This window comes from Sphingomonas sp. Leaf242 (genome assembly GCF_001422045.1).
Taxonomy (GTDB): Bacteria; Pseudomonadota; Alphaproteobacteria; order Sphingomonadales; family Sphingomonadaceae; genus Sphingomonas.
The window spans coordinates 313,214-337,627 of sequence record NZ_LMLW01000007.1; the positions used below are offsets into that span (position 1 = coordinate 313,214).

Here is a 24,414-nt window from a genome sequence, read left to right on the forward strand (position 1 = left end):
AGATCGTCGCAGAACGATCGCTCAACAGGGACACTATCATGACTGCTTATCGTACCGCGCTGGCGCTCACCGCCTCGGCTTTCGCCTTCGCCATCGCGCACCCGGCGTTTGCGCAGGACGCGCCCCCCCCGGCCGCAGCGGCGCTGCCCGATACGCAGGACGACATCATCGTCACGGGCACGCGCGCGGTCGGCCGGTCGCGGCTGGATAGCGCGTCGCCGGTCGACGTGCTGAGTTCGGCGGCGCTCCAGCGGCAGGGAACGACCGAGCTCGGTGCGGCGCTGTCGGCGATCGCGCCGTCGATCGACTTTCCACGGCCGTCCGCGGTCGACGGCACCGACGCGATCCGCCCTGCGACGTTGCGCGGTCTGTCGCCCGACCAGACGCTGGTGCTGATCAACGGCGTGCGCGGGCATACCGCGGCGCTGCTCAACGTCGGCGGCTCGGTCGGACGCGGGTCCGCCGCGGTGGATCTGAATACGATCCCGACCGTCGCGCTCGACCGGATCGAAGTGCTGCGCGACGGCGCATCGGCGCAATATGGCTCCGACGCGATCGCCGGCGTGGTCAACCTGCGGCTGCGCGAGGCTCGCTCGGGTGGCGGCGCGACCGTCAACTACGGCTTTTACAACACCGATATCGATACCGCGCGCGGCAGCCGCAACACCAACGGCGAGCATGCCGTCACGGTATCGGGCTGGCAGGGCATCGGCTTCGGTGGGGACGGGTTCCTGACCGTGTCGGGCGAGTATCTCGATCGTCAGGCGACCAACCGCGCCGACTTCGACCCCCGCGTCACCCCGACCCGCGTCACCGGCCGGTTCGGCGATCCGCAGGTCGAACAATACAGCATATTCGCCAATGCCGGCACGACGCTGACGGGCACGTGGAAGCTGTATGGCTGGCTCGGCTATCAGGAACGCGACACGCGCAGCGCCGCCTTCCCGCGGCTCGACAACGCGACCACCCAGCTGGCCGGGTATACCGGCGGGTTCCTTCCGCTGATCAACACCAAGTCGCGCGATCTCAATTCGGCGGTCGGCATCAAGGGCGAGGTCGCCGACTGGACCGTCGACCTGAACGTCAGCTACGGCCGCAACAAGATCGGCTTCCGCACGCTCAATTCCGCCAACTACGCGTACGGCGCGGCGACGCCCAAGGACTTCTCCGATGGTGCGCTGATCTACGACCAGCTCGTCGCTGGGCTCGACGTCAGCCGCAAGCTCGACGTGTTGCAGGGCCTGAACGTCGCGTTCGGTGTCGAAGGACGCCGCGAGGGGTTCGAGATCCAGGCGGGCGAACTCGCCTCCTATGGCTATCCGACCAGCGGCGCGGTCGCGGGCGCTTCGCCGGGCGCGCAGGGGTTCGGCGGCTTCGCGCCGGCCAACGAAGTCGATCGCCATCGTCGCAACGGCAGCGTCTACCTCGATCTCGAGGCGCAGGTGACCGACAAGCTGCTGATCGGCCTGGCGGGGCGCGGCGAGGATTATTCCGATTTCGGCAAGACCGGCACCGGCAAGATCTCCGCGCGCTATGATTTCGCACCGTGGTTCGCATTGCGCGGTACCGCCTCGACCGGGTTCCGCGCGCCCGCGCTCCAACAGCAGTATTTCACCTCGATCGCGACCGTCATCCAGAACGGCGTGCCGATCCAGACCGGCACCTTCCCGTCGGTCAGCCCCGTCGCGACGCGGTTGGGCGGCCTGCCGCTCGAGCCCGAGAAGTCGACCAATCTGTCGTTCGGCACGGTGGTGCGGTTCGGTCGGTTCGACCTGACCGTCGATGCGTACCGGATCCACATCCGCAACCAGATCGGGCTGTCGGAGAACATCACGACATCGACCAGCCAGTCGGCTGCGGTCAACGCGCAGATCGCCAGCCTGCTCGCCGGATCGGGGGCGACCGCGGCGCGGTTCTTCATCAACGGCCTCGCCTCGACCACCAAGGGTATCGACGCGGTCGCGCATTACCGGATGCCGACCGATGCGGCCGGGACCTTCGACCTGACGATCGCGGGCAACATCAACGACAGCGACGTGACGCGCGTGCCGACCTCGACCTCGACGCTGAACCCCGCGCCGACGCTGTTCGCGCGCAGCCGCGTACTGACGCTGGAGGACGGCACGCCGGGCGCGAAGGTGACCGGATCGGTCGACTGGTCGCTCGATCGGCTCGGGGCGCTGGCGCGCGTCACCTATTATGGCGACGTCAACCAGCCGGGCACCACGCCTGCTGCCGACGTTCATAGCGGCAAGCACGTCATCACCGATGTCGAGCTGCGCTATCAGGCGACCAAGGGGGCGCAGCTTGGACTGGGGGTGAGCAACCTGTTCGACGTGTATCCGGATGCGACGATCCCGGCGAACAACACGACCGGGGTGATCGGCTTCCCGTATTATTCGCCTTTCGGGTTCAACGGGCGGTACCTGTACGCGCGGGCTGGGCTTAGCTGGTAGGCGAGCTGGGCGTTGATCGATGCTCTGAGGAGGATCGACCTTGGCGTGCTGAGGACTTTTCTCCCCTCCCTGGAAGGGAGGGGGCGGGGGTGGGTTGGGTTCCGTATCACGGAACGTCGGCGACACGAGCGGGCCTACCCACCCCCAACCCCTCCCTTTCAGGGAGGGGGGAAGATCAGTCGTTCCCCTGAGCGGCCGGGCGAATACGATCCGCCGCTAGTCGTCGAAGCCGATGAACATCGCGGCCTCGGCGACTGGGCGTCGCTCGGACACGACCGCGTTGGCGGGAAAATCCTCGTCGGGCCAACCCAGTGCGATACTTTTCATGATCACCTGATCATCGGGGATCCGCGCGTGTTCGCGGACGACGGGGGATTGCATGATCCCCTGGCTGTTGATCACCGTCCCGAGCCCGCGCGACCATGCCGCGTTGACGAGCGCGGTGGCCACCGCGCCGCAGTCGAACGCGGTGTCGTCGCTGCCTGCAAGGTCGCGGTCGTAGGTGATGATGACGCAGACCGGCGCGTCGAACTGGCGGAAGCCGCGCATCACCCAGTCCTGGCGGGCGTCCTTGTCGTCGCGGGCGATGCCCATCGCCGCGAAGAGTTGTTTGGCCACGCCGACCTGCCGCTCGCGGTGCGCGCCAGCAAAGGCCTCGCCGGTGCGAAATTCGCGCGACTGCGGGATGCCCGCCGCCATCCGCTGCGTGTTGCCCGCGCGGATCGCGTCGAGCGCGGCGCCGCCGACGACGTGAAAATGATAGGGCTGGGTGTTCATCGACGACGGTGCGCGCATCGCCAGCGTGAGGACTTCCTCGATCAGCGTGCGCGGCACCGGCTTGGGCAGATAGCCGCGAATGCTACGCCGGCCGATGATCACGTCGTCATAGTGCATGCAGGGCCCCGGTCACAGTGATTGTCCGTACTGGATACAGACTTCTCCGATGACGAAAACCCTGGCGATCGCTCTGCTGTGGGCGATCCGCGAGTATCGGGGACGCCGAAGCGCCCCCGACGATCTCAGTATTTCACGCGGAGCCGGGCGTAATAGAGGCCGCCGTTGAAGCCGAACGGTCCACCGTTACGCGCGTAGACCTGACCGTCGGACGATCCTCCGGTCAGCGGATAGATCGGGGTCGACACCGACGACAGCTTATCGGGACGTTCGTCGAGCAGGTTCTGCGCGCCGAGCGTCAGCGTGTAATTCTTGGCGAAGGTATAGCTGACGTCGAGATCGGTGGTGAACTTGCCGCCGAAACGCTGCGCCACGGGGTTGGAGGCCGATACGTAATCCTGCGCGCTCAGCCACCAGCTATAATAGTTCTCGCGGACGTTGATGCTGACGCCGTCGAGCGACCAGTTGGTGGTGAAGACCACGCGGTGGTTCGGCGCCAGATGCTCGGCGTCGAGGATCTGGTTCGGCCCGATCACCTGCGGATCGTATTTGGTGACGGTGCTCTTGTTGTAGTTGTAGGCGAGCGTCAGGTTGACGGCTGCCTCGTCGAGCGTCGTGCGGTAGGTGCCGACCACATCCACACCGCGCGTGCGCGTATTGAAGCCGTTGGTGAAGTAGTTGACCTGGCCGTTGACGCCGACTGCGAGCAATGCCGGCTGGGCGGCGAGATCGGCCGCCGAAACGATGAAGTTCTGCGTGATGCCGATCCGGTTGCGCACGCTGATGCTGTAGCCGTCGACGGTCAGCGTCAGGTTCTTCACCGGATTGAGGATGAAGCCGATGCCATAGTTGGTCGACTTTTCGGGCTTGAGCGCATCGGCCCCGAAATATTGCGCGATTGCGGTGCTGACCGGGTAGGTGCCGCTCTGGACCGCGTTGCCGCCGACGAACGCAGTGGTGATGATCGCGTTGTTGGACTGGCCCGGCGAGGGTGCGTGGAACCCGGTGCCGACCGTGCCGCGCAGCGAAAACGCGTCGGCGAACTTGTAGATCGCGTTGAACTTACCGACCACCGCGCCGCCGAACGAGTCGTAATGCTCGTAGCGGCCGGCCGCGCCAACACTGAGCGCGGTGGTCAGATCGGTCTCGACGTTGACGTAGGCGCCATAGCTCTTCTGGCTGTAACGGCCGGCGGCTTCGGGGCTGGTCCCGGCATAGCCGCTGGCGCCGACGCCTTGCGCGCTCGACGTTCCGGAGAAGCTGTAAACGCCGGGTGCGGTCTGCGTGTAGAGTTGCTGCGCGACCGAATAGGGGCCGGCGGCGTAAGATTGCAGATCGCCAACGGTCTGCTCGTAGGTTTCCTTGCGGAATTCGGCGCCGCCCGCGATCGTCAATGGGCTCGGCAAACCGACTTCCAGCGGGTAGCTGAGATCGAGGTTGGCGTCGGCCTCTTCCTGGATCAGTTCGCCGAACGTGAAGCTCGTCTGCGTCTGCGGGCCGTAGGAAGCGTTGAGCGAATCGTACATCGACAGCGTCAGCGTGTTGCGGCTGAGCGAGCCGGACAGGTTGTATTTCAGGCCACCCGCGATCTCGCCCTTGTAGCCGAGCGTCCCGTAAAGCTCCTTGGTCACGCCGACGAAGCGCGGCGTGAAGCCGGCCGGGTAGAGCGAGCTGTAGCGGAACGTGTTGCCGTCGCGGACGAAGCCGCCGGCGGGGCAGGTCGCGCTGCCGGTCGGGCAGGCGGTCAGGAAGAAGGTGTTGTTGAACAGCGCGTTGGCGCTTTGCGTGCGGGTCACGCCGTCGGTATCGACCGCGGTGCTGGTGACCGAGGCGCGATAGTTGAAGCTCTGGTCGGCCTTGCTGCGCGCGAAGTTGCCGAAGAGATAGAGCTTGCTGTCGCTGGTGATGTCGATCGCCGAATTGACCACGAATTTATAGCCGTGCGACGGCGACGAACCCCAGATCTGCGCGGGGAGCGGGTAGTTGGGAAGCTGCGACGCGGAGCCCGGATTGTTGATCGCGTAGTTGGCGGCGGAGGGGCGTTGCGCACCGCGGCTGGTCTGACCGTCGTCGTTATACTCGCCGGTGACGTTGATGAACCCGAGAGTCCCGAGCGCGACGCCGGCATTCGCGGCGATCTGATAGCTCTTGCCGTCGCCTGCATAATATTCGCCGTAGCGCGCGACCATTTCGAGGCCGGATACTTCCTTGAGGCCGTAGTTGAGGACGCCGGCGATCGCATCCGAGCCATATTGCGCGGTGGCGCCTTCGCGCAGGATCTGGAGGCTGCCGATCGCGAGCGAGGGGATCGCGGAAATGTCCGCGCCCTGCGAGCCGCGGCCGAGGCCGGTATCGCTGCCGCCATAGACCTGGACGAGCGCGGAGCGGTTGTAGCGTTTGCCGTTGATCATCACGAGCACCTGATCGGCGGGCAGACCGCGGAGCGACGGCGAGCGGACGAAGGTCGAGGCATCGGAGATCGAGTTCTGGCCGACGTAGAAGGACGGCACGATGCTCTTCAGCGTGTCGAGCATGTTGGCGGAAGGCTGCGCGGCCAGTTCGGCTGAACTGATGACGTCGACCGGTGATGCCGAGTCCGCGAGTGTTCGATCGGTGCGGCGCGTTCCGAGAATGACGATATCGCTGCCGCCCTCTTGCGGTGCCGTCTCGATTACTGATGCTGTCTGGGCAGATGCTTCGGGAATGGTCTGCGCGGCCGCCGCGGCAGTTCCGGAGAGGAATGCCGCCGCCAATGCCAAAGTCGAGCTCGTATAGTTGATCATCCTAGGCCCCTTTCAAAGTGAGACTCTCAGGATCCTTCCCCTAAACTCGCGTATCGGGCCGTCTTTTGAAGACGTGTTCACGAGACGCGCTATTATCGGTGCGATGATCGACGGCGATGTTGGGTGAGCTGCTTCAAATTACGTGTCGATGATTCCTGCTACATGTGATTTCGACGCACCATCCCGCGCCGATCGATCGGCGAATCTTGACGATGCTTGTCACTCCCCGCCGACAAGTCGCCACATCGTTCGCGCTCTGGCAATGCAAAATTTCAAAAACTGAAACAGTTTTGTCGTTTTGTTGTAAAATTGCCGCAATCGATTTGACCGGGCCACGCGCGCGTAATTCTTTCGATAGGGCGCAATCTGCGCAGCCATTGCAATCGATTGTTGCTTTTTCATTCGGGCGCTGTAGGTTTGCCTCTATCCCGCGCAGACGGGCGTTTTTGCCAACGAGGATGGCCGTCATGCGCGTACCCGATACCAAGCCGCACTTATCGCTACCGCGCATTCTCGAAATGAACCTGGGGTTCCTCGGACTGCAGTTCAGCTTTGGCCTGCAGCAGGGCAACATGGCGCCGATCTACAGCTATCTCGGCGCGTCGGAGGCGTCGTTGCCGCTGCTGCAACTGGCCGGGCCGATGACCGGATTGCTGATCCAGCCGCTGATTGGTGCACTCAGCGACCGGACGGATTCACGCTGGGGGCGGCGGACGCCGTATTTCCTGTTCGGCGCGGTGCTGTGCGCGCTCGGGCTGTTCTTCATGCCGCTCAGCCATTCGATCCTGATGGCGGTATCGATGTTGTGGGTCCTCGATGCCGGCAACAACATCACGATGGAGCCGTACCGCGCGTACGTGTCGGACCGCCTGAACGAGGACCAGCACGAGATCGGCTTCCTGACGCAGAGCGCGTTCACCGGGCTCGCGCAGATGCTTGCGTTCCTGACGCCGTCGCTGCTGGTGTGGGCGGGGATGAACCAGGATTGGGTCGACACGCACAACATCCCGTACACCGCGCGGATCGCGTTCATGGTGGGCGCGGTGCTGTCGTTCTCGACGATCCTCTGGTCGATCAAGCGCGTGCCCGAACTGCCGCTGTCGCTCGCCGAGCGCACGGCGATCGCGGCCAAGCCCAAGGGTCTTGCCGCCACACTGACCGAGATCGGTTCGGCGATCCGCGACATGCCGCCGGCGATGCGCAAGCTCGCGCTGATGAGCCTGTTCCAGTGGTACGCGATGGCGGCGTATTGGGGGTATGTGATCTATTCGATCGGCCGGTCGGTGTACGGGACCGACGTGCCAACCTCGTCGGGTTTCCACTCCGCGGTGCTGACGAACGGCGAGATGGCGGCGTTCTACAACGGCGTCGCGTTCGTCGCGGCGTTCGCGATGGTGCCGCTGGCGAAGCGGCTCGGCGCGGCGAGCCTGCACGCGCTGTGCCTCGTGCTCGCCGGGATCGGCATGCTCTGGCTGCCGCATATCGACAGCAAGGCGCTGCTGTTCGTGCCGGCGATCGGTATCGGCATCGGCTGGGCCAGCATCATGGGCAACCCGTACGTTATCCTTGCCGGCGCGATCCCGCCCGAGCGGACCGGTGTCTACATGGGCATTTTCAATATGATGATCGTCATCCCGATGCTGCTGATCGCGGCGACGCTGCCCTTCTATTATGGGCCGTTGATGCACGGCGATCCGCGCAACGTGCTGACTCTGTGCGGGATCCTGATGTTCTGCGCGGCGGCGGCGGTATGGACCGTGCGCGAGCGCAATGCCGAAGGGCTTCCGGTCGGGGCGACGCAGCATGACTGAGCCGATGATCACGCTGACCGGCAACACCATGAGTGCGATGATCGAGCCGCGCGGCGACGCATCACCGGTCTGGCGCTGGTGGGGTGGCGCGGTCGACGTGCGCGGTCTGCCCTCGCTGGCCGATACGCGGCCGGCGGCGTCCTTCTCGCTCGATATCGACCAGCCGTTACCGGTGGTGCCGACGTTCGGCACCGGCTGGTTCGGACCGCCCGCGCTCCGCGCGCACCGCGACGGCCGGCATTTCGCGCAGTGGTTCGAGACGGTGTCGATCGAAACCGGCGACGATAGCCTGACGGTCACGCTGATCGATCGCACGTCGCGACTGACGCTGGTCCAGCGGATTGCCGTCGCTGGCGACCTGCTGACGCTGTCGGCCGAGGTGGTCAACGACGGCGAGGACGTGCTCGAGATCGAATGGCTCGCCGCGGGTACGCTGCCGCTGCCGGGCGATTGCGCGCAGATCCACAGCTTCACCGGGCGGCACAATGCCGAATTCGTACCGCAGACCGAACCGATGCCGGCACATGGCTGGGTGCGCGAGAACCGCCGCGGGCTGACCGGGCATGCCGGGCCACCCGGACTGTTCGTTAGCGGTCCGGCAAGCGGCTGGCATGCCGGGCGCGTCCATGCCGCGCAGCTCGCCTGGTCGGGCAATCACCGGCTCGCGGTCGAGCGCGACGACGATGGCGTCTGGGTGTTGCAGATGGGTGAGGCGCTCGCACCCGGCGAGATGCGGCTGGCGCCCGGCGAGCGTTATGCGACGCCCGAGATGCTGGCGACCTGTTCGGGCGAGGGGCTCAACGGCGCGATGCAGGCGTTCCATGCCGCGATCCGTGCGCGCGCGCCTTGGCCCGCGGGGGGCATGCGTCCGCGGCCGGTCCATGTGAACAGTTGGGAAGGGTTCTATTTCGATCACGACGAGGCTGCGCTGATGGCGCTCGCCGACCGCTCCGCCGCGCTTGGCGTGGAGCGGTTCGTGCTCGACGATGGCTGGTTCAAGGGACGCGACGACGACACCGCCGCGCTCGGCGACTGGGTGCCGGACCCCGTCAAATATCCGCGCGGTCTGGGGCCACTCGCGGCGCACGTCGTCGGACTCGGGATGGAGTTCGGGCTGTGGGTCGAGCCGGAGATGGTCAATCCTGACAGCGATCTCGCGCGGGCGAATCCCGACTGGGCGCTGCATCTGGACGGCGTGCCGCAGCATAGTTCGCGCAACCAGCTCGTGCTCGATCTCGGGCGCGAGGATGTCCGCGACTATCTGTTCGCGCGGCTCGATGCGCTGCTGACCGAACTGCCGATCGCGTATCTGAAATGGGATCACAACCGGGACCTCGCGGTGGCCGGCGGCGCCGATGGTCGTGCCGGCTATCACGCGCAGGTTCGCGGCGCCTATGCGCTGTTCGACCGGCTTGGTGCTTCGTATCCGGCGCTGGAGATCGAGGCGTGTGCGGGTGGCGGCGGGCGGATCGACGCAGGGATCGCCGCGCGGACGCACCGGTTCTGGACCAGCGACTGTATCGACGCGGTCAGCCGGGTGCGGATGCAGCGCGGCTTCCTGCATTTCATGCCGCCAGAGATGATGGGCGCGCACGTCGGCGCCAGCCCCGCGCATTCGACCGGCCGCAGCCAGGGCATGGCGTTCCGCGCCGCGGTCGCGCTGCCGGGGCATTTCGGCGTCGAGCTGGACCCCGCGACGATGGTGGAAGCGGATACCGAAACGCTCGCGGCTGGGATCGCGCGGTACAAGGCGTTGCGCGACCGGCTGCATCGGGGTCGCGTCTGGCTGGGGGAGGGGCCCGATGGCCTCGTCTGGCAGGCGCACGGCGAGCCCGACGACCTGATCCTTCAGGTCACGCGCGTCGAACCGACCACCTTGCGCCGACCGCCTGCGATCGTCTTGCCGATGCTCGCCGGGCGTGGTGCGCTCCGCGTCCACCTGCTCGACCTCGCGACCGAGGCGGGGCATCCCGCGCCCGATGCGCCGGTGTTCGCGGCGATGCGCGAGGGCGGCGTAATCTATTCGGGCGACTGGCTCGCGCAGGCCGGCCTGCCGACGCCGGCGATGAAGGCCGAGAGCGCCGCGCTGTTCCGGATCGAGCCCGCGTGAGTCTCCCAAGAATTCCTCCCTTTTTCCGTTTCTGACTCCAGGATAGCCATGCCCGCCATCACCCATTGGTCCGCCGAGATGCTCGGTCGGATCGCCGATCAGTCCGACGCCGAGCTTCCGGTCATCACCGCCGCCGACGTCGTACCGGTGGTCGCCGATCACGACGTCTGGGACATGTGGCAGATCGCCTATGCCGATGGCCGCACCGCGATGATCGGCGGCCGCAGCTGGTGGTTCTTCCTCGCGACGCCCAAATTCGACGATCCCGACGATCGCCATGACGCGGCGCGGATCCGCCTGACCAGCTACGGCACCGATGGCTGGCGCGATCACGGCGAGACGTTCCCGAAAGGGTTTACGCCGGGCAGTCGCGAATGGTCGGGATCGGCGGTGCTCGGCGACGACGACACGACGTTAACGATGTATTTTACCGCGTCCGGGCGACGCGGCGGTCCGCGAACGTTCGAGCAGCGGCTGTTCGAAACGCAGGGGCGGTTCGTCGATGGCAGGACGTTCGACTGGAGCGAACCCGTCGAATCCATCGCCGCCGATGGTACCTACTATCTCCGTGCGGATCAGGTCGAAGGCGTAAATGGCCGGATTAAAGGCTTTCGCGACCCGGGCTATTTCCGCGATCCCGTCGACGCCACCGAGTATCTGCTATTCGCTGGTTCGGCAGGCTGGGTCGATGCGCTCGACGACGGCGTGATCGGCGTGGCCGTGCGCGCCGCGGGCGATACACGCTGGACGATCGCTCCGCCGCTGGTCGAATCGATCGGCGTGAACAGCGAACTCGAGCGGCCGCACATCATCCTGCGCGACGGGCTGTATTATCTGTTCTGGTCGACCCAGGCGAAGCGGTTCGCGCCCGGCATAGCCGCGCCGACCGGACTGTACGGGATGGTCGCCGACACAATGGCGGGGCCGTGGCGCCCTCTCAACGGATCGGGACTGGTCGCAGCAAACCCGGCCGCGGAACCGTTCCAGGCGTATTGCTGGTGGGTGACGGGCGAGTTCGACGTCATCAGCTTCGTTGATTTCTGGGGTCTCAAGGGTGTCGCGCCGGACACCGCCGAGCGTCGCCGTGCGCATTTCGGCGGTACCGCCGCGCCGTGGTTCCGCCTTCTACTCGACGGAGACCATGCGTCTGTTCAGGTAGAGTCGCGCTCCACGAGCACCGGCACCATCTCGACCGATGGCGAGTCCTCGCCCGCCAGCCGGGCGTAGAGCGCGGCGACCATCGCCTTCGCGCCAGCAGCGATGTCCTGACGGATCGTCGTCAGCCGCGGCACGGTCTGCCCCGCGAGCGGCAGGTCGTCGAAGCCGACCACGCCGATCGCATCGGGGACCGACAGGCCGTGATCGGCGAGCACGCGCAACGCGTTCATCGCGATCACGTCCGACGCGCAGGCCAGCCCGTCGATATCGCGGCCGATCCGCGCGACATGCGCGGCGATCTCGTGTTCCATGACATCCGAAGCGAGATGCGTGTCGAGCTGGAGGGGAGGGGGCAGCCCGGCGGCGGCGGTCGCGGCAACGACGCCTTCGTAGCGCTGGCGGATTTCAGGGGTGCGCACCTCGCCGAGGAACGCGAGGCGACGTTTGCCGCGCGCGATCAGATGCTCGCCCGCCAGCCGCCCACCGCCGACATTGTCGGTGCCGATCGCGCAGTGGACCTGGCCCTCCCAGTGACTGCCCCACGCGACCAGCGGGCGATATTGCCCGGCGACGCGCTCGATCGCGTCGAACTGGGTCGACTGGCCGATCACCAGCACCCCGTCGAGCATCCCGGAATCGACGATCGCCTCAAGCCAATCCTCGGCATCGGGAATGATCCGGGACAGCATCACATCATACCCGTTCTCGGTCAGCGCATCGGCAAGATGGCCGAGCATCGTCATGAAGAACGGGTCGGAGATGTGTTGGCGGCGTTCGTGGCCGAGCGGCACGACGACACCGATCACGCCGGTGCGTTGCGTCCTGAGCCGGCGCGCCATCTGGTTCGGACGGAAGTCGTGTTCCGCCGCGAGCGCCTGGATCCGTGCCCGCGTCTCGGCATTGACCAGCGATTTGCCCGCCAGCGCGCGCGATACCGTCCCCGCCGACACACCTGCCAGCTTGGCGAGTTCGGCGATGTTGCGCACCCGCCGTCCGGTCCTGCCCAGTCCCTCGTCCATCGCTTGTTCCGCTCGGTTGATCGCGTGCCTTGTCGGGCGCGTACCATGTTCCGTCAACATCATCCCAAAAACCTCAACAATCGATTGCGGAATGACTGTTGCAATCGATTGTAAGTGGTTTTAGAGCGCGATTATCGAGCGGCCCGAAGAAGGTCGCGTCATTATCCCAAGGAGGGGACCGATCATGCGCCTGCCATCGACGTCACTGGTTTCGCTTGCTGCACTCGCCGTAGCGTTGGGGGCCACGCCCTCGTTCGCGCAGGTCGCGACGGTCCCGACGCCAGCATCCGGTCAGCCCGGTGCACCCTCGGTCCAAGCGACCACGCCGCAGCCCGGCCAGGCCGCGAACAGCTCGGCGACCGCGACCACCAACACCGCGATCGACGGTTCGCCCGTGGCGGCAGCGACGACCGCGGATGACAGCGGCGCATCGGGCCAGTTTCTCAACGACATCGTCGTGACCGGTTCGCGCCAGGGCCAGACCAAGTTCCGCAGCTCGACCTCGGTCAGCGACGTCACCGCGGCGCAGATCACCCAGTTCACGCCGCGCTCCGAAGCCGACGTCCTCCATCTGATCCCAGGCATCCGCGTTGAATCGACCGCGGGCGCGGGCGGCAATTCGAACATCACCGTGCGCGGCCTGCCGCTCGCCTCTGGGGGCTCGAAGTACGTCCAGCTCCAGGAAGACGGCCTTCCCAACGTCGAGTTCGGCGACATCGCGTTCGGCAACAATGATTTCTGGCAGCGCTACGACTATACCGTCGACCGGTTGCAGGCGGTCCGCGGCGGCACCTCGTCGACCGGCGCCTCGCAGGCGCCCGGCGCGGTCATCAACTATGTATCCAAGACCGGCGAGGCCGCCGGCGGCCGCGTCGGCGTTTCGACCGGCCTCGGCTACAACGATAAGCGGGTCGACTTCGATTACGGTGCGCCGATCAGCGACACGCTGCGCTTCAACGTTGGCGGCTTCTACCGCAACGGCGAGGGCCCGCGCGATCTCAGCTACACCGCGGAGAACGGCTACCAGGTGAAGGCGAACGTCACCAAGACGTTCGACAACAACGCCGGCTATATCCGCCTGAATTTCAAGCGGCTCGACGATCGTGCGCCGACCTACACATCGATGCCGTTCGGCGTGCGCGTCAAGGGCGATACGATCACCGGATATTACCCGCTCGACGGCTATGACGCGCGCAAGGACACGTCGTTCTCGAAGAACAACCTGACCTTCCCGGTCGTCAATTCGGACGGTTCGGTCTCGCAGGGCAACAACAAGGACGGCATCTCGGTCCGCTCGACGACCGCGGGTGGCGAACTCCACTACGACTTCTGCAAGAATCTCGCGATCGACAACCGCTTCGCCTATACCTGGAACAACGGCGTGTTCTCGGTGCCGTTCTTCGGCAGCCTGACCAACGTCAGCGCGCTCACCTCGGGCGCCAATCCGTACACCGTCACCACCGCGAACGGCACGACCTACACCGCCGCCAGCGCGCGCTATGCGAACGGGCCGAATGCGGGGCAGACCGTCGCGGGCAACGCGGTCGTCAACGGCAACCCAACGCTGCGCACCGCGATGAACAACATGAACCATTGGGCCAATGATTTCGGCGTGACGGGCAAGTTCGACGTCGGCGCCGGGAAGGTCACCGCCCGCGCCGCCTATTATCATTACAACCAGACGATCAACATGGACTGGCAGTGGAACGGCAGCCTGACCGCCGCGACCGCGAACGACCCGGCGATGATCGACCTGTACAATGCGGCGGGCGTGCGCCTGACCGACAACGGCATCACCGGCTACAACACCGGGTTCGGCAACACCAACCGCCACTACGACCTGAACTATGCCGGCAATGCACCCTATGCGACGCTGAACTACGAGGACGACCATGTCAGCCTCGATGCCAGCGGGCGGTATGAATTCCTCCACGCCTCGGGCAATTTCTTCCAGACCGCCGCCACGAAATCCGCGCTCGACGTCAATGGCGACGGCGCGTTGTCAGTCGCCGAGCAGAATACGTATCTGAACAGCGGCGTGGCGCAGAAGATCGACTACAGCGTCAACTACTTCAACTGGTCGCTCGGTGCGAACTATCGGTTCAACGGCAATACTAGCGCGTTCATCCGCGTCAGCCAGGGCCACCGCGCCAATGCCGACCGGATCGTCTCGGACTTTCCCGGCGCGTTCACCGCAGCGGGCAGGCTGACCGACATCGGCCGCTCGGTCGCGGTCAATCCGGTGACTCAGCAGGAACTGGGTATCAAGCAGCGCGGCAATGTCGGCGCGTTCAGCTACGGTGCGTTCCTGACCGGCTTCCGCAGCCAGGCGACCGAATATAATTACGACCTCACGCGCCCGGTGGGCCAGCGGCAGATCTTCCAGCGCTACAAGACCTACGGTGCCGAGCTGGAATCGCAGATGTCGTACGAGCATTTCGCGCTCAACGCGAACATCGTCTACACGCATTCGCGGATCGCGCAGGATCTGATCGGCAACAATTCGGGTAACACGCCAGCGGCGACGCCGGACTTCATGTTCACGATCTCGCCGTCGTTCAACCTGCCGCTCGGTTCGATCGGCTTCACGTATCTCGGCCAGACCAAGACCTACACGGACTCGAGCAATCTGCTGAAGCAGCGCGGGCAGGGGATCTTCAACGCCTTCGTGTACGTCAAGCCGGTCGAGCCGCTGACGATCAGCCTGAACGTCGCCAACCTGTTCAACAGCTGGGATCAGTCCGGTCGTCTCGATCAGGCATCGGTCGGCGACCTTGCTACGACGGGTTCGCTGTACGGCGTCGCCTATGCCGGTACAAACCGTGCAGGGTTCGGGCGGACCTTCTCGCTGTCGGCGAGCTACGCGTTCTGATCGTCGAACCCTGGGTCTGACCGAGCGAACTATCACCGCCGCCGGCTGCGAAGTCGGCGGCGGAATGCTGTCGAGTGTCGTGGCAGGACTCGACGAAGTACGCGCGAAAAGATGACGAGGAATGTGACAAAAATCACATGGAACGTTGCAGGATCGTCATCGGTATTTTGCGGGTCTGCTTTAACGAAAAGGAAGTCCGTATGCGTCGCAGTGCTCTGTTCATTCTGCCCATGATGATGCTGTCGGTTTCGCCCGCGCTGGCCAAGGGTTGCATCCGCGGCGCGGCGGCTGGCGGCGTCGGTGGGCATTTCGTCGGCAAGGGTCATGCCGTGATGGGTGCTGCCGCCGGCTGCGTGATCGCGCACCATCACTACGCCAAGCAGGCCCGTGCCCAGAAGGCGGCGGCTCGCACGCACGGCTGAACCCCGCCGCTACGCTTCGCTGACGACTAGCCGTTCAGCGAAGCGTACGCCCCGCACGCGGCGAGTGCATAAAACATAGGTTATAGTACCGAAATACCTGAATATATCTTCTGCCCTGTGAGTTCATGTCCAAGGAGTATGTGTTTCAAGCTCTATCGAGCGTGAGCGTCATATCCCGACACCACGGGGGTTATCATGATCGATTTCCGAAACACCTTTCGCCTCATGACCGTTAGCGCCTGCGCACTTTCGCTCGCCGCATGCGTCAATCCTTCCAGCAAGATCGCCACGTCGCTCGAGGGCTATGGTTTTCAGCCTGCGCAATCGCAGTGCGTCGGCGACCGCCTCGAAGCCAATCTGTCGATCGGCCATCTCCAGCAACTGGACCGCGCGGCGAAGGCGTCGCGCCAGGGAGACACGACGCCCGGTCGGCTGACGATCGGCGATTTCGTTCGGGCGTCGGCGCAGGTGAAGGATCCGAAGGTGCCGTTCGAAGTCGGCAAGGCCGCCGCGGCTTGCGGGCTCCTGACGGACCCGGCGTCCCCGCTTTAAGACCTTTGGTCATTAGTGCGACGGACACGCGGGCGCGATCATCGCCAAATCATATGGTCGGGATACGGACCGATTTTCAGACGTTTCGCATCCGGTTCATTCTTACACACAACCAAGGAGATACATCATGAACAGCGACACCATCACCGGCACGACCTCGGATCTTGGCGGCAAGCTCAAGGAAGGCCTCGGCAACGCGATCGGCGACAAGTCGCTGCAGACCGAAGGTGCCGCCGACCAGCTGAGCGGCACGGTCCAGAAGACCTATGGCCAGGCCAAGGACGCCGTGGAAGACAATATTCGTCCGGTGATCGACTATGTCCGCCAGTTCTCCAAGGAGCGTCCGTTCACCGCCGCTGCCGTAGCCGGCGTTCTCGGCATCGCGCTGATCAACACGCTGCGCGGCAAGTAAGCTGTCCGGCGGGGGCGCCAGTCGCCCCCGCCGTAATCTCGAACGATGACAAACGACCTCGCGTCCGGCGAACTTAAGCCTTGCCTGTGGCGACACACTTAGTGGAAGCAGCCTGATATGACGGGCCACACCGACTTCAATGCCCGGTACGATACGCGACATAATCACGCCCCCAGGAAAATTCGGTCGGACGAAGAGTGGGAGGGGTTGTGGCATGCCGACGACCACGGCGCCCGTTCCGGTCGTATGGTTGAACTCTGTATCGGCGCTTTGGGAGCCGCCGTCGCGTTGCTTGTCGTTCAGCGCGGATGGCGTCGCGTCTCGACACCAGTAAAGCGGTTCGTACCGTCCGCGGCCGACATCCATGTCCGGATGCCGCCACCGCGTTAAGCAGGGCACACGACAGACGGTTTCCCGGCTTCCAGAATTCCAGCGTGTCGGATTGCCGCTACCTGAGCGTCCTTTGCAGCGCATCGTGCCAACCGGCGACCAGCGTATTGCGTCGATCGTCTGGCATGGCAGGTTCGAAAGAGCGGTCGCGCGACCAGAGCGTTTCCAGCTCGTCGAGACCCGACCACACACCGGTCGCGAGCCCCGCGTGAAAGGCCGCTCCCCGTGCGGTCGTCTCCAAATCCTCCGGGCGTTCGATCGGAACTTCGAGAAGGTCGGCTAGGAAGCCGCAAAGCCAGTCGTTGGCTGCCATGCCGCCATCGACGCGCACGCTGGCGGGCCTTCCGCCGCCGTCCGCGATCATCGCCGCCACAAGGTCAAGCGTCTGATAGCCGACCGCCTCCAGTGCCGCGCGTGCGAGATGCGCCTGCGTCGCGCCCAGCGTCAGCCCGAAGATCGCGGCGCGTGCGTCGGCATCCCAGTGCGGCGCGCCCAGCCCGACGAACGCGGGCACCATGTAGACGCCGTGATTGTCGGGCACCTGCGTCGCCATGTCGTCGGTGTCGCGCGCATGCGTGATGACCCCGATCCCGTCGCGCAGCCACTTCACCGCCGCGCCCGCCACGAAGATCGATCCCTCCAGCGCAAAGGTGGTTTTTCCCGCCAGCCGGTAGGCGGGCGTCGTCAGCAGCCGATGTTTCGAGCGGATTGCCTCGGCTCCGGTGTTGAGCAGCATGAAGCAGCCCGTGCCATAGGTCGACTTGGTCATGCCGCGCGCGAAGCAGGCCTGGCCGAACAGCGCCGCCTGCTGATCGCCGGCGATGCCCGCGACGGGGATCTGCGCATCGAACAGGCCGGGGGCGGTCACGCCGTAGTGATGGGCGTTGTCGTGGACCTCGGGCAGCATCGCGATCGGCACGCCGAGCAGGTCGCACATCGCGCTGTCCCAGCAGTCTTCGCGGATGTTCCAGAGCAACGTGCGCGACGCGTTGGTGACGTCGGTCGCGTGGACGGTGCCACCGGTCAGCCGCCACAACAGGAAGCTGTCGATCGTCCCGAATGCGAGCAGGCCGCGCTCGGCACGATCGCGGGCGCCCGCGACGTGATCGAGTATCCACGCGACCTTGGTTCCCGAGAAATAGGGATCGAGCAGCAATCCGGTGCGCTCGCGAACTTCGTCCTCGGCGCCCGCCGCGCGCAGTTCGGCGCAGCGGGTCGCAGTCCGGCGATCCTGCCACACGATCGCGGGATGGATCGGGGTACCCGTCGCGCGATCCCAGACGACCGTCGTCTCGCGTTGATTGGTGATACCGATCGCAGCGATGTCGCGTGCGGCGACGCCGCTCGTGGCGATCGCCTCGCGCGCCGTCGACAGGACATCGCGCCAGATGTCTTCGGGGTCATGCTCCACCCATCCCGGCGCAGGATAATGCTGCGCGAACTCGACCTGCGCCGCCGCGACACGCTTGGCTTTGGAATCGAAGACGATGCTCCGCGTCGACGTGGTCCCCTGGTCGATCGCGAGGATGTGCTTGCCGGTCATGTGATCCTCTCCGCTTGCGCGTGACTTGTGCCGGTTTGAAACGACGGTCAATCCTTTCGTTTGGCTTCGAACTTCGCTAAAGCGAGCGCAACCGAAAGCAGAAGGCTATCCCGTGCGTGCATCATCGTCTCCGGCCTACGACCTGCTGATCGTCGGTGGTGGCATCAACGGCGCGGGGATCGCGCGCGATGCGGCGGGGCGCGGGCTGCGCGTGCTGTTGGTGGAGCAGGACGATCTCGCGAGCCACACCTCGTCCGCCTCGACCAAGCTCATCCATGGCGGGCTGCGCTATCTCGAATATGGCGAGTTCAGGCTGGTGCGGGAATCGCTGATCGAGCGCGAACGGCTCTGGGGCATGGCGCCGCATATCATCTGGCCGCTGCGCTTCGTCCTTCCGCAGACGCAATCGCCACGTCCCGCCTGGATGGTGCGGCTCGGCCTGTTTCTCTATGACCATCTCGGCGGACGGAAGCGGCTGCCAGGAACCGAAACGATCGCGCTCGACCGATCGCCGGTTGGCAACGGGCTTGCCGACCGACAGGGCAGAGCGTTCGTCTATTCGGACTGCTGGGTCGAGGATAGCCGTCTCGTCGTGTTGAACGCGCGCGATGCCGCCGATCGCGGAGCGGAGATTCGCACGCGCACCCGGCTCGTCGAAGCGCGTCGGGAAGGTGGTCAATGGACGGCAACGATCGTCGATGCGGGGGGCGAGCATCGGATACGCGCAAAAGCGCTGGTGAATGCCGCGGGCCCTTGGGTCAGCGACGTGATCGGTCGCGCGGAGGGTATCCGCAGCGAGAGCAAGGTGCGGCTCGTCAAGGGCAGCCATATCGTCGTGCCGCAACTTTACGAGGGCGCACATGCGTTCATGCTGCAGAACGAAGACCGCCGGATCGTCTTCGCGATCCCCTATGAGGGCAAGTTCACGCTGATCGGCACGACCGACCAGCCATGGGACGCTGCGCCCGGCACGCCGGTCATCAGCGACGCGGAAACGGCGTACCTCATCGCGACGGTAAACCGCTATTTCACGCGCAAGCTGACTCCGGACGATGTCGCGTGGAGCTATGCCGGGATCCGTCCTTTGCATGACGATCATGCCGGCAACGCCTCCGCGGTGACACGCGATTACGTGCTTGATCTGGCCGCAGGCGAAGGCAAGGCGCCGATGCTCAGTATCTTCGGCGGCAAGATCACCACCTATCGCAAGCTCGCCGAACACGCGATGGCCGAACTGGCGAACGTCATGCCTGCGATCGGCCCGGCCTGGACTGCCGGCGTCGCGCTGCCGGGCGGTGATATGCCGGAGGCGGATTTCGATCGGTTCCTTGGCAGGCTGACGGCTGCGCGGGCCGGACTGCCTTCCAAGCTGCTTCGGCGACTGGCGCGTGCCTATGGTACCGACGTCGATGTGTTGCTCGGCGATGCCGTCGATATCGCGGCGCTCGGCGAGGATTTTGGCGGCGGATTGACCGAGCGCGAGGTCGACTATCTGATCGCGCGCGAATGGGCGCAAACGAGCGACGACATCCTGTACCGACGCAGCAAGCTCGGACTGCACGTCCCGTCGGGGACCGCCGACCGACTGACCGCCTATCTCGAAGCCCGACCGTCGACCCGAGCATGACCCCGGTGCCGCTCGAACACGCCGTGCTCCGCCACCGTCGGATCCTCGAACTCGCGCGCCAGACCGGCAGCGTCACCGTCGAAGCGCTGGCGGCTGAGTTCGGCGTCTCTTCGCAGACGATCCGCAAGGATCTTAACCAACTGTCGAAAACGGCGATGGTGTCGCGCGTGCATGGCGGTGCGGTGACGACGTCGGGAGTCGACAATCTCGATCACGGCGCGCGGCGAGCGGTAGCGTCGGGGGCGAAGGTCGCGATCGGCGTTGCCGCGGCGCGGCTTATCCCCGACGGCGCCAGCCTGTTCATTAACATCGGCACGACCACCGAGGCGGTTGCTCGGGCGCTGACCAGTCATCGCAACCTGTTGGTGATCACCAACAACCTCAACGTCGTCGATATCCTGCGCGGCTCGCCGTCGATCGAGATCCTGATCGCGGGCGGCCGCGTCCGTGCCGCCGATCGCGCGGTCGTCGGCACGCTGGCAATGGATTTCATTCGTGGCTTCAAGACCGATTTCGCGATCGTCGGTGCGTCCGGAATCGATCGCGACGGTACGCTGCTCGATTTCGATGTCGACGAGGTGCGCGTGTCGCAGACGATCATCGCGCAGGCGCGGAAAGTGATCCTCGTCGCCGATCGCTCCAAGTTCCATCGGCCTGCTCCGATCCGGATCACCGACCTCGATGCGATCGATTATTTCGTGACTGACCGTCTCGGCGATCCCGCGATCCTGGCGGCCTGCCGATCGGCGAATGCCGAGGTTGTGGAGGCCGCGCCCGGCGACTGATCCGAACCTCGGCGAACTGTTGGACGTTGCGGCACTACCGCCATCACATACCGCAGTTCGAACGGCAGCGGGTTGCCGGCGCAACGACCGGAGTGGCGTAGGGGTTTTCGAAAAGCCCGCTGACAAACTTGGCGATCATGATCGGCCGGACCGACGCATCGATCCGTGCCTGCGCAACGCGTCCGGCGAGTCCTGCGGCGATGATCGGTGCCGGCGTTTCGCCATCGTCGATCCGGCCACGACCGTTCGTTTTAACGCGAGGGGGCGCGCGCATTTCCTTGTCCGGATCGGTGGTGATGGTGATCGGTATCCCGAGCCGCGATGTCTCGCCGATCGCCTGGAGCGCAGCGTTCTGCTCGGCAAAGCGTCGCGGGGAAAGAGCGGTCCGGCTACCGAAGCTGGTGATGCCATGCAGTCGCACCATCGTGGTGACGCGCGCCAGGTCATAGCGCTCGAAGGTTCGGCCGACCCCTGGGCCTGCAGCGGTCTCGACCGTCGGCAGCGCCACGTGCAGCATCGTCCCCGCCTTTTCCGTCAGGGTCATGCGACCGAGCAAATCGTCCGTCCGTCGCTCTGGTGAAAGCCGCCAATCCTCATACGCATCAAGCCTGCCATTGCGGTCCAGATCGCGGAAGCGATGCCCGTCCAGCGTCAGGATCGGCCCTGATCGGCTCTCGACCTGTGGATCGGCCTTGATCGACGGCGCCAACAGCAGACCCGCCGGTATCGCGACGCCGATCAGCCAGATCGACGAAAGCCGACTGCCGCTCACGACCTCGACGCCGAGTCATGAAGCCAACTTCGTATAATATTCCAGTCGCGATTGCCTGACCCGGATAGTCTTGCCCGCGCCGAACATTTTTTTCTCACTCCCGCGTGCGAATCGATCGCAGTGAACGCGGCGACACCGGCCTCCATTGATAGTCCGGTCAAAGCACTCTCCCAAATAGATAGGCGTGATCTCCTCCTGAGATTTTCCGCATATCTACCCGAAGGCCGCTACCAGCTGAAACGTGCTTTTATCAAGGTATATCGATCGATCGCCCGAACGATAAGTGACGCAGAAAAATCTTATAGAACCAGTTCGGATCTAAACAAACATAAATTCAAACCTTTCGATGGAGATACGGGAAAGATAAGGACACTGAGCAAGATCAATGTTCGATCTCGCCAGACTGGCGGAGCCGCTGAATAAGCCATCTTTCTGCAGTTTTATATGGTCGATGCCTCGTATCAGGCGTTTTTCGTCATGAGCGTCGGCAGCGGCGATTTGAACGCTGGGCTGATCGATGTTGAAATTGCAGCTTTTTAACCGCTGTCGCGTAGCGCGGACGCGCAACCTTTATCGTCTCCGAACCGTTCCCCGTCGGCATGACACGAGGATTCCCATGACCGACTTTTCAGATCTCAACGCAGGGAACGGCGGCGAGACCCATCAGGTCACCGATGCCGATCATCCGGTACTGACGACCAACCACGGCACCCCGATTTCCGACAACCAGAACCAGTTGAAGGCCGGTGCCCGCGGTCCTGTTTTGCTCGAGGACGAGGCCTATCGCGAGAAAATCAATCACTTCGACCATGAGCGCATTCCCGAGCGGATCGTCCACGCGCGCGGCAGCGCGGCGCATGGCTATTTCGAATGTACCGAAAGCCTGTCTGACATCACCGTCGCCGACCTCTTCCAGAAGAAGGGCCAGCGGACCGAAGTGTTCACGCGCTTCTCCACCGTCGCCGGCGGCGCTGGCTCGGTCGACACACCGCGCGACGTGCGCGGCTTCGCTGTCAAATTCTACACGCGCGAGGGCAATTGGGACCTCGTCGGCAACAACATCCCGGTGTTCTTCATTCAGGACGCGATCAAGTTCCCCGACCTGATCCACGCCGCGAAGATGGAGTCCGACCGCGGCTATCCGCAGGCGGCGACCGCGCACGACACGTTCTGGGACTTCATCAGCCTGATGCCCGAAGCGACCCACATGATCATGTGGGCGATGTCGGACCGCACTTTGCCGCGGACCTTCGCGAACATGGAAGGCTTCGGCGTCCACACGTTCCGGATGATCAACAAGGACGGCAAATCGACCTTCGTCAAGTTCCACTGGAAGCCCAAGGCAGGTCTCGCCTCGACCATCTGGGACGAGACCGTCAAGATCGCCGGTGCCGATCCCGACTTCCAGCGTCGCGACCTGTTCGAGCGGATCGACCGCGGCGATTATCCCGAGTGGGAGCTGGGCCTCCAGCTGTTCGACGAGGAGTTCGCCAACAGCCAGCCATACGACGTGCTCGATTCCACCAAGATCATTCCGGAAGAAATCCTGCCGGTGAAGATCGTCGGTCGGATGGTGCTCGACCGGTATCCCGACAATTTCTTTGCCGAGACCGAGCAGGCCGCGTTCGTGCCGAGCCATGTCGTCCCCGGGATCGGCTTCTCGAACGATCCGCTGCTGCAGGGGCGGTTGTTCAGCTACACCGACACGCAGCTGTCGCGGCTCGGGTCGGTCAACTTCCACCAGTTGCCGATCAACGCCGCCAAGGGTCGTGCCGCCGCGGCTGGCAGCCCGTTCAACAATCAGCAGCGTGACGGTCACATGCAGATGGCCGTGCCCAAGGGCCGCGCCAATTACGAGCCGAACAGCCTCGCCAAGGCAGGTGAGGAAGCCGGCGCGCGTGAGGATCCGGACAAGGGCTACAAGACCTTCCCGTCGGACGAAGAAGGTCAGAAGCTGCGGATCCGTCCGGAGAGTTTTGCGGACCATTACAGCCAGGCGCGGCTGTTCTTCCGCTCGATGGACCCGGCCGAGCAGGCGCACATCGCATCGGCGATCGTGTTCGAGCTGTCGAAGGTTTCGCTCGATCACATCCGCATCCAGATGATGGCGAACCTGCGCAACGTCGACGAGGATCTGGCCAAGCGCGTTGCTGCCGGCCTCGCCATGGACCTGCCCGAGGCATCACCGACTGCGGCACCGGTTCTCGACATGGACCTGTCGCCTGCACTGCGGATCATTCGTGGCCCGCTGGAGAAGCATACGCTGGAAGGTCGCACGGTCGGCATCCTGATCGCCGATGGCACCGACGCCGGCGAACTGAACACGCTGAAGGATGCGATCAAGAAGGCCGGTGGTCAGGCAAAGACGATCGCGCCCAAGGTCGGCAATGTCCCGCTGTCGGACGGATCGTCGATCGCGGCGGATGCGCAGCTGTTCGGTCAGCCGTCGGTGACGGTCGACGCGTGCGCGGTAATCCTGAGCAAGGACGCCTGTGCAAAGCTCGTTAAGGAAGGCGCGGCGGTACAGTGGGTCATGGATGCCTTCGGGCATCTCAAGGCGATCGGGCACAACGCCGCAGCCAAGCCGTTGCTCGACAAGGCCGGGGTCGAGGCGGACGATGGCGTCGTCGATCTGGCTGCGTTCGTCGACGCAGCCAAGAAGCGTTACTGGGATCGCGAGCCCAACGTTCGTACGCTGGCGTAATCGTTATTGGCGCCGTTTCGATCTCTCGGATCGAATCGGCGCCGCGATTTCGGCATTCGGCAGACAGTAAAAAACCACGCTCGGCTTGGCCGGGCGTGGTTTTT

17 protein-coding genes are annotated in these 24,414 nt (G+C 64.7%); 11 read left to right on the forward strand and 6 right to left on the reverse strand.

What is annotated here, in order from left to right:
* The first annotated feature begins 38 nt into the window (after nt 1-38).
* On the forward strand, nt 39-2,456 hold the full coding sequence (locus ASF09_RS05900; RefSeq protein WP_060525347.1) for a TonB-dependent receptor plug domain-containing protein: 2,418 nt from the start codon (nt 39-41) through the stop codon (nt 2,454-2,456).
* Between the two features lie 216 nt (nt 2,457-2,672).
* Here the strand turns inward: ASF09_RS05900 and ASF09_RS05905 are convergent, their stop codons facing one another.
* From ASF09_RS05905 to ASF09_RS20210, 3 genes are all read right to left on the reverse strand, one after another.
* A complete protein-coding gene (locus tag ASF09_RS05905; protein ID WP_060525348.1) occupies nt 2,673-3,350 on the reverse strand; it encodes a nitroreductase in 678 nt (225 codons plus the stop codon).
* Between the two features lie 125 nt (nt 3,351-3,475).
* Nucleotides 3,476-6,133 (reverse strand): TonB-dependent receptor plug domain-containing protein, encoded by a 2,658-nt coding sequence (locus tag ASF09_RS05910; RefSeq protein WP_060525349.1) that lies wholly within the window; start codon nt 6,131-6,133, stop codon nt 3,476-3,478.
* Nucleotides 6,134-6,266: 133 nt separating this feature from the next.
* On the reverse strand, nt 6,267-6,602 hold the full coding sequence (locus tag ASF09_RS20210; protein ID WP_156359237.1) for a hypothetical protein: 336 nt from the start codon (nt 6,600-6,602) through the stop codon (nt 6,267-6,269).
* Here ASF09_RS20210 and ASF09_RS05915 point away from each other — a divergent pair.
* Genes ASF09_RS05915 through ASF09_RS05925 form a run of 3 tightly spaced genes read left to right on the forward strand, consistent with a single transcriptional unit; the run spans nt 6,601 to nt 11,281 of the window.
* On the forward strand, nt 6,601-7,944 hold the full coding sequence (locus ASF09_RS05915) for an MFS transporter (protein WP_060525693.1): 1,344 nt from the start codon (nt 6,601-6,603) through the stop codon (nt 7,942-7,944). The two genes, ASF09_RS20210 and ASF09_RS05915, sit on opposite strands and share 2 nt — an antisense overlap.
* Nucleotides 7,937-10,054 (forward strand): alpha-galactosidase, encoded by a 2,118-nt coding sequence (locus tag ASF09_RS05920; protein ID WP_060525350.1) that lies wholly within the window; start codon nt 7,937-7,939, stop codon nt 10,052-10,054. Before ASF09_RS05915 ends, ASF09_RS05920 begins: the two co-directional genes overlap by 8 nt.
* Before the next feature lie 48 nt (nt 10,055-10,102).
* Nucleotides 10,103-11,281 carry a glycoside hydrolase family 68 protein gene (locus ASF09_RS05925; protein WP_082444109.1) on the forward strand — a complete coding sequence of 393 codons (1,179 nt, stop codon included), beginning with the start codon at nt 10,103-10,105 and terminating at the stop codon, nt 11,279-11,281.
* Here ASF09_RS05925 and ASF09_RS05930 read toward each other — a convergent pair.
* Nucleotides 11,206-12,231, reverse strand: a complete 1,026-nt coding sequence (locus ASF09_RS05930; protein ID WP_060525351.1) for a LacI family DNA-binding transcriptional regulator — start codon at nt 12,229-12,231, stop codon at nt 11,206-11,208. The two genes, ASF09_RS05925 and ASF09_RS05930, sit on opposite strands and share 76 nt — an antisense overlap.
* A 184-nt stretch (nt 12,232-12,415) precedes the next feature.
* Here ASF09_RS05930 and ASF09_RS05935 point away from each other — a divergent pair, with 184 nt between their 5' ends.
* The 4 genes from ASF09_RS05935 (at nt 12,416) to ASF09_RS05950 (ending at nt 16,489) form a co-directional block, all read left to right on the forward strand.
* Nucleotides 12,416-15,103 (forward strand): TonB-dependent receptor domain-containing protein, encoded by a 2,688-nt coding sequence (locus ASF09_RS05935; protein ID WP_060525352.1) that lies wholly within the window; start codon nt 12,416-12,418, stop codon nt 15,101-15,103.
* A 200-nt stretch (nt 15,104-15,303) separates the two neighbouring features.
* Nucleotides 15,304-15,525, forward strand: a complete 222-nt coding sequence (locus tag ASF09_RS05940) for a hypothetical protein (RefSeq protein ID WP_060525353.1) — start codon at nt 15,304-15,306, stop codon at nt 15,523-15,525.
* A gap of 195 nt (nt 15,526-15,720) precedes the next feature.
* Nucleotides 15,721-16,077, forward strand: a complete 357-nt coding sequence (locus tag ASF09_RS05945; protein WP_060525354.1) for a hypothetical protein — start codon at nt 15,721-15,723, stop codon at nt 16,075-16,077.
* Nucleotides 16,078-16,204: 127 nt separating this feature from the next.
* A complete protein-coding gene (locus tag ASF09_RS05950) occupies nt 16,205-16,489 on the forward strand; it encodes a CsbD family protein (protein ID WP_060525355.1) in 285 nt (94 codons plus the stop codon).
* A 448-nt stretch (nt 16,490-16,937) separates the two neighbouring features.
* Here the strand turns inward: ASF09_RS05950 and glpK are convergent, their stop codons facing one another.
* Nucleotides 16,938-18,422 carry a glycerol kinase GlpK gene (gene glpK / locus ASF09_RS05955; RefSeq protein WP_060525356.1) on the reverse strand — a complete coding sequence of 495 codons (1,485 nt, stop codon included), beginning with the start codon at nt 18,420-18,422 and terminating at the stop codon, nt 16,938-16,940.
* 112 nt (nt 18,423-18,534) lie between these two features.
* On the opposite strand from glpK, the gene ASF09_RS05960 reads away from it, so the two are divergent.
* Both ASF09_RS05960 and ASF09_RS05965 read left to right on the forward strand, forming a co-directional pair.
* The gene (locus tag ASF09_RS05960) at nt 18,535-20,049 is read left to right on the forward strand and encodes a glycerol-3-phosphate dehydrogenase (protein WP_060525357.1); all 1,515 of its coding nucleotides are present in this window, start codon (nt 18,535-18,537) and stop codon (nt 20,047-20,049) included.
* Nucleotides 20,046-20,834: a DeoR/GlpR family DNA-binding transcription regulator gene (locus tag ASF09_RS05965; RefSeq protein ID WP_060525358.1), complete on the forward strand. Its 789-nt coding sequence runs from the start codon at nt 20,046-20,048 to the stop codon at nt 20,832-20,834. Before ASF09_RS05960 ends, ASF09_RS05965 begins: the two co-directional genes overlap by 4 nt.
* 43 nt (nt 20,835-20,877) lie before the next feature.
* Here the strand turns inward: ASF09_RS05965 and ASF09_RS05970 are convergent, their stop codons facing one another.
* A complete protein-coding gene (locus ASF09_RS05970) occupies nt 20,878-21,606 on the reverse strand; it encodes a hypothetical protein (protein ID WP_060525359.1) in 729 nt (242 codons plus the stop codon).
* A 616-nt stretch (nt 21,607-22,222) separates the two neighbouring features.
* Between ASF09_RS05970 and ASF09_RS05975 the strand changes: the two genes are divergently transcribed.
* Nucleotides 22,223-24,310 carry a catalase gene (locus tag ASF09_RS05975; protein ID WP_060525360.1) on the forward strand — a complete coding sequence of 696 codons (2,088 nt, stop codon included), beginning with the start codon at nt 22,223-22,225 and terminating at the stop codon, nt 24,308-24,310.
* Nucleotides 24,311-24,414 lie beyond the last annotated feature (104 nt).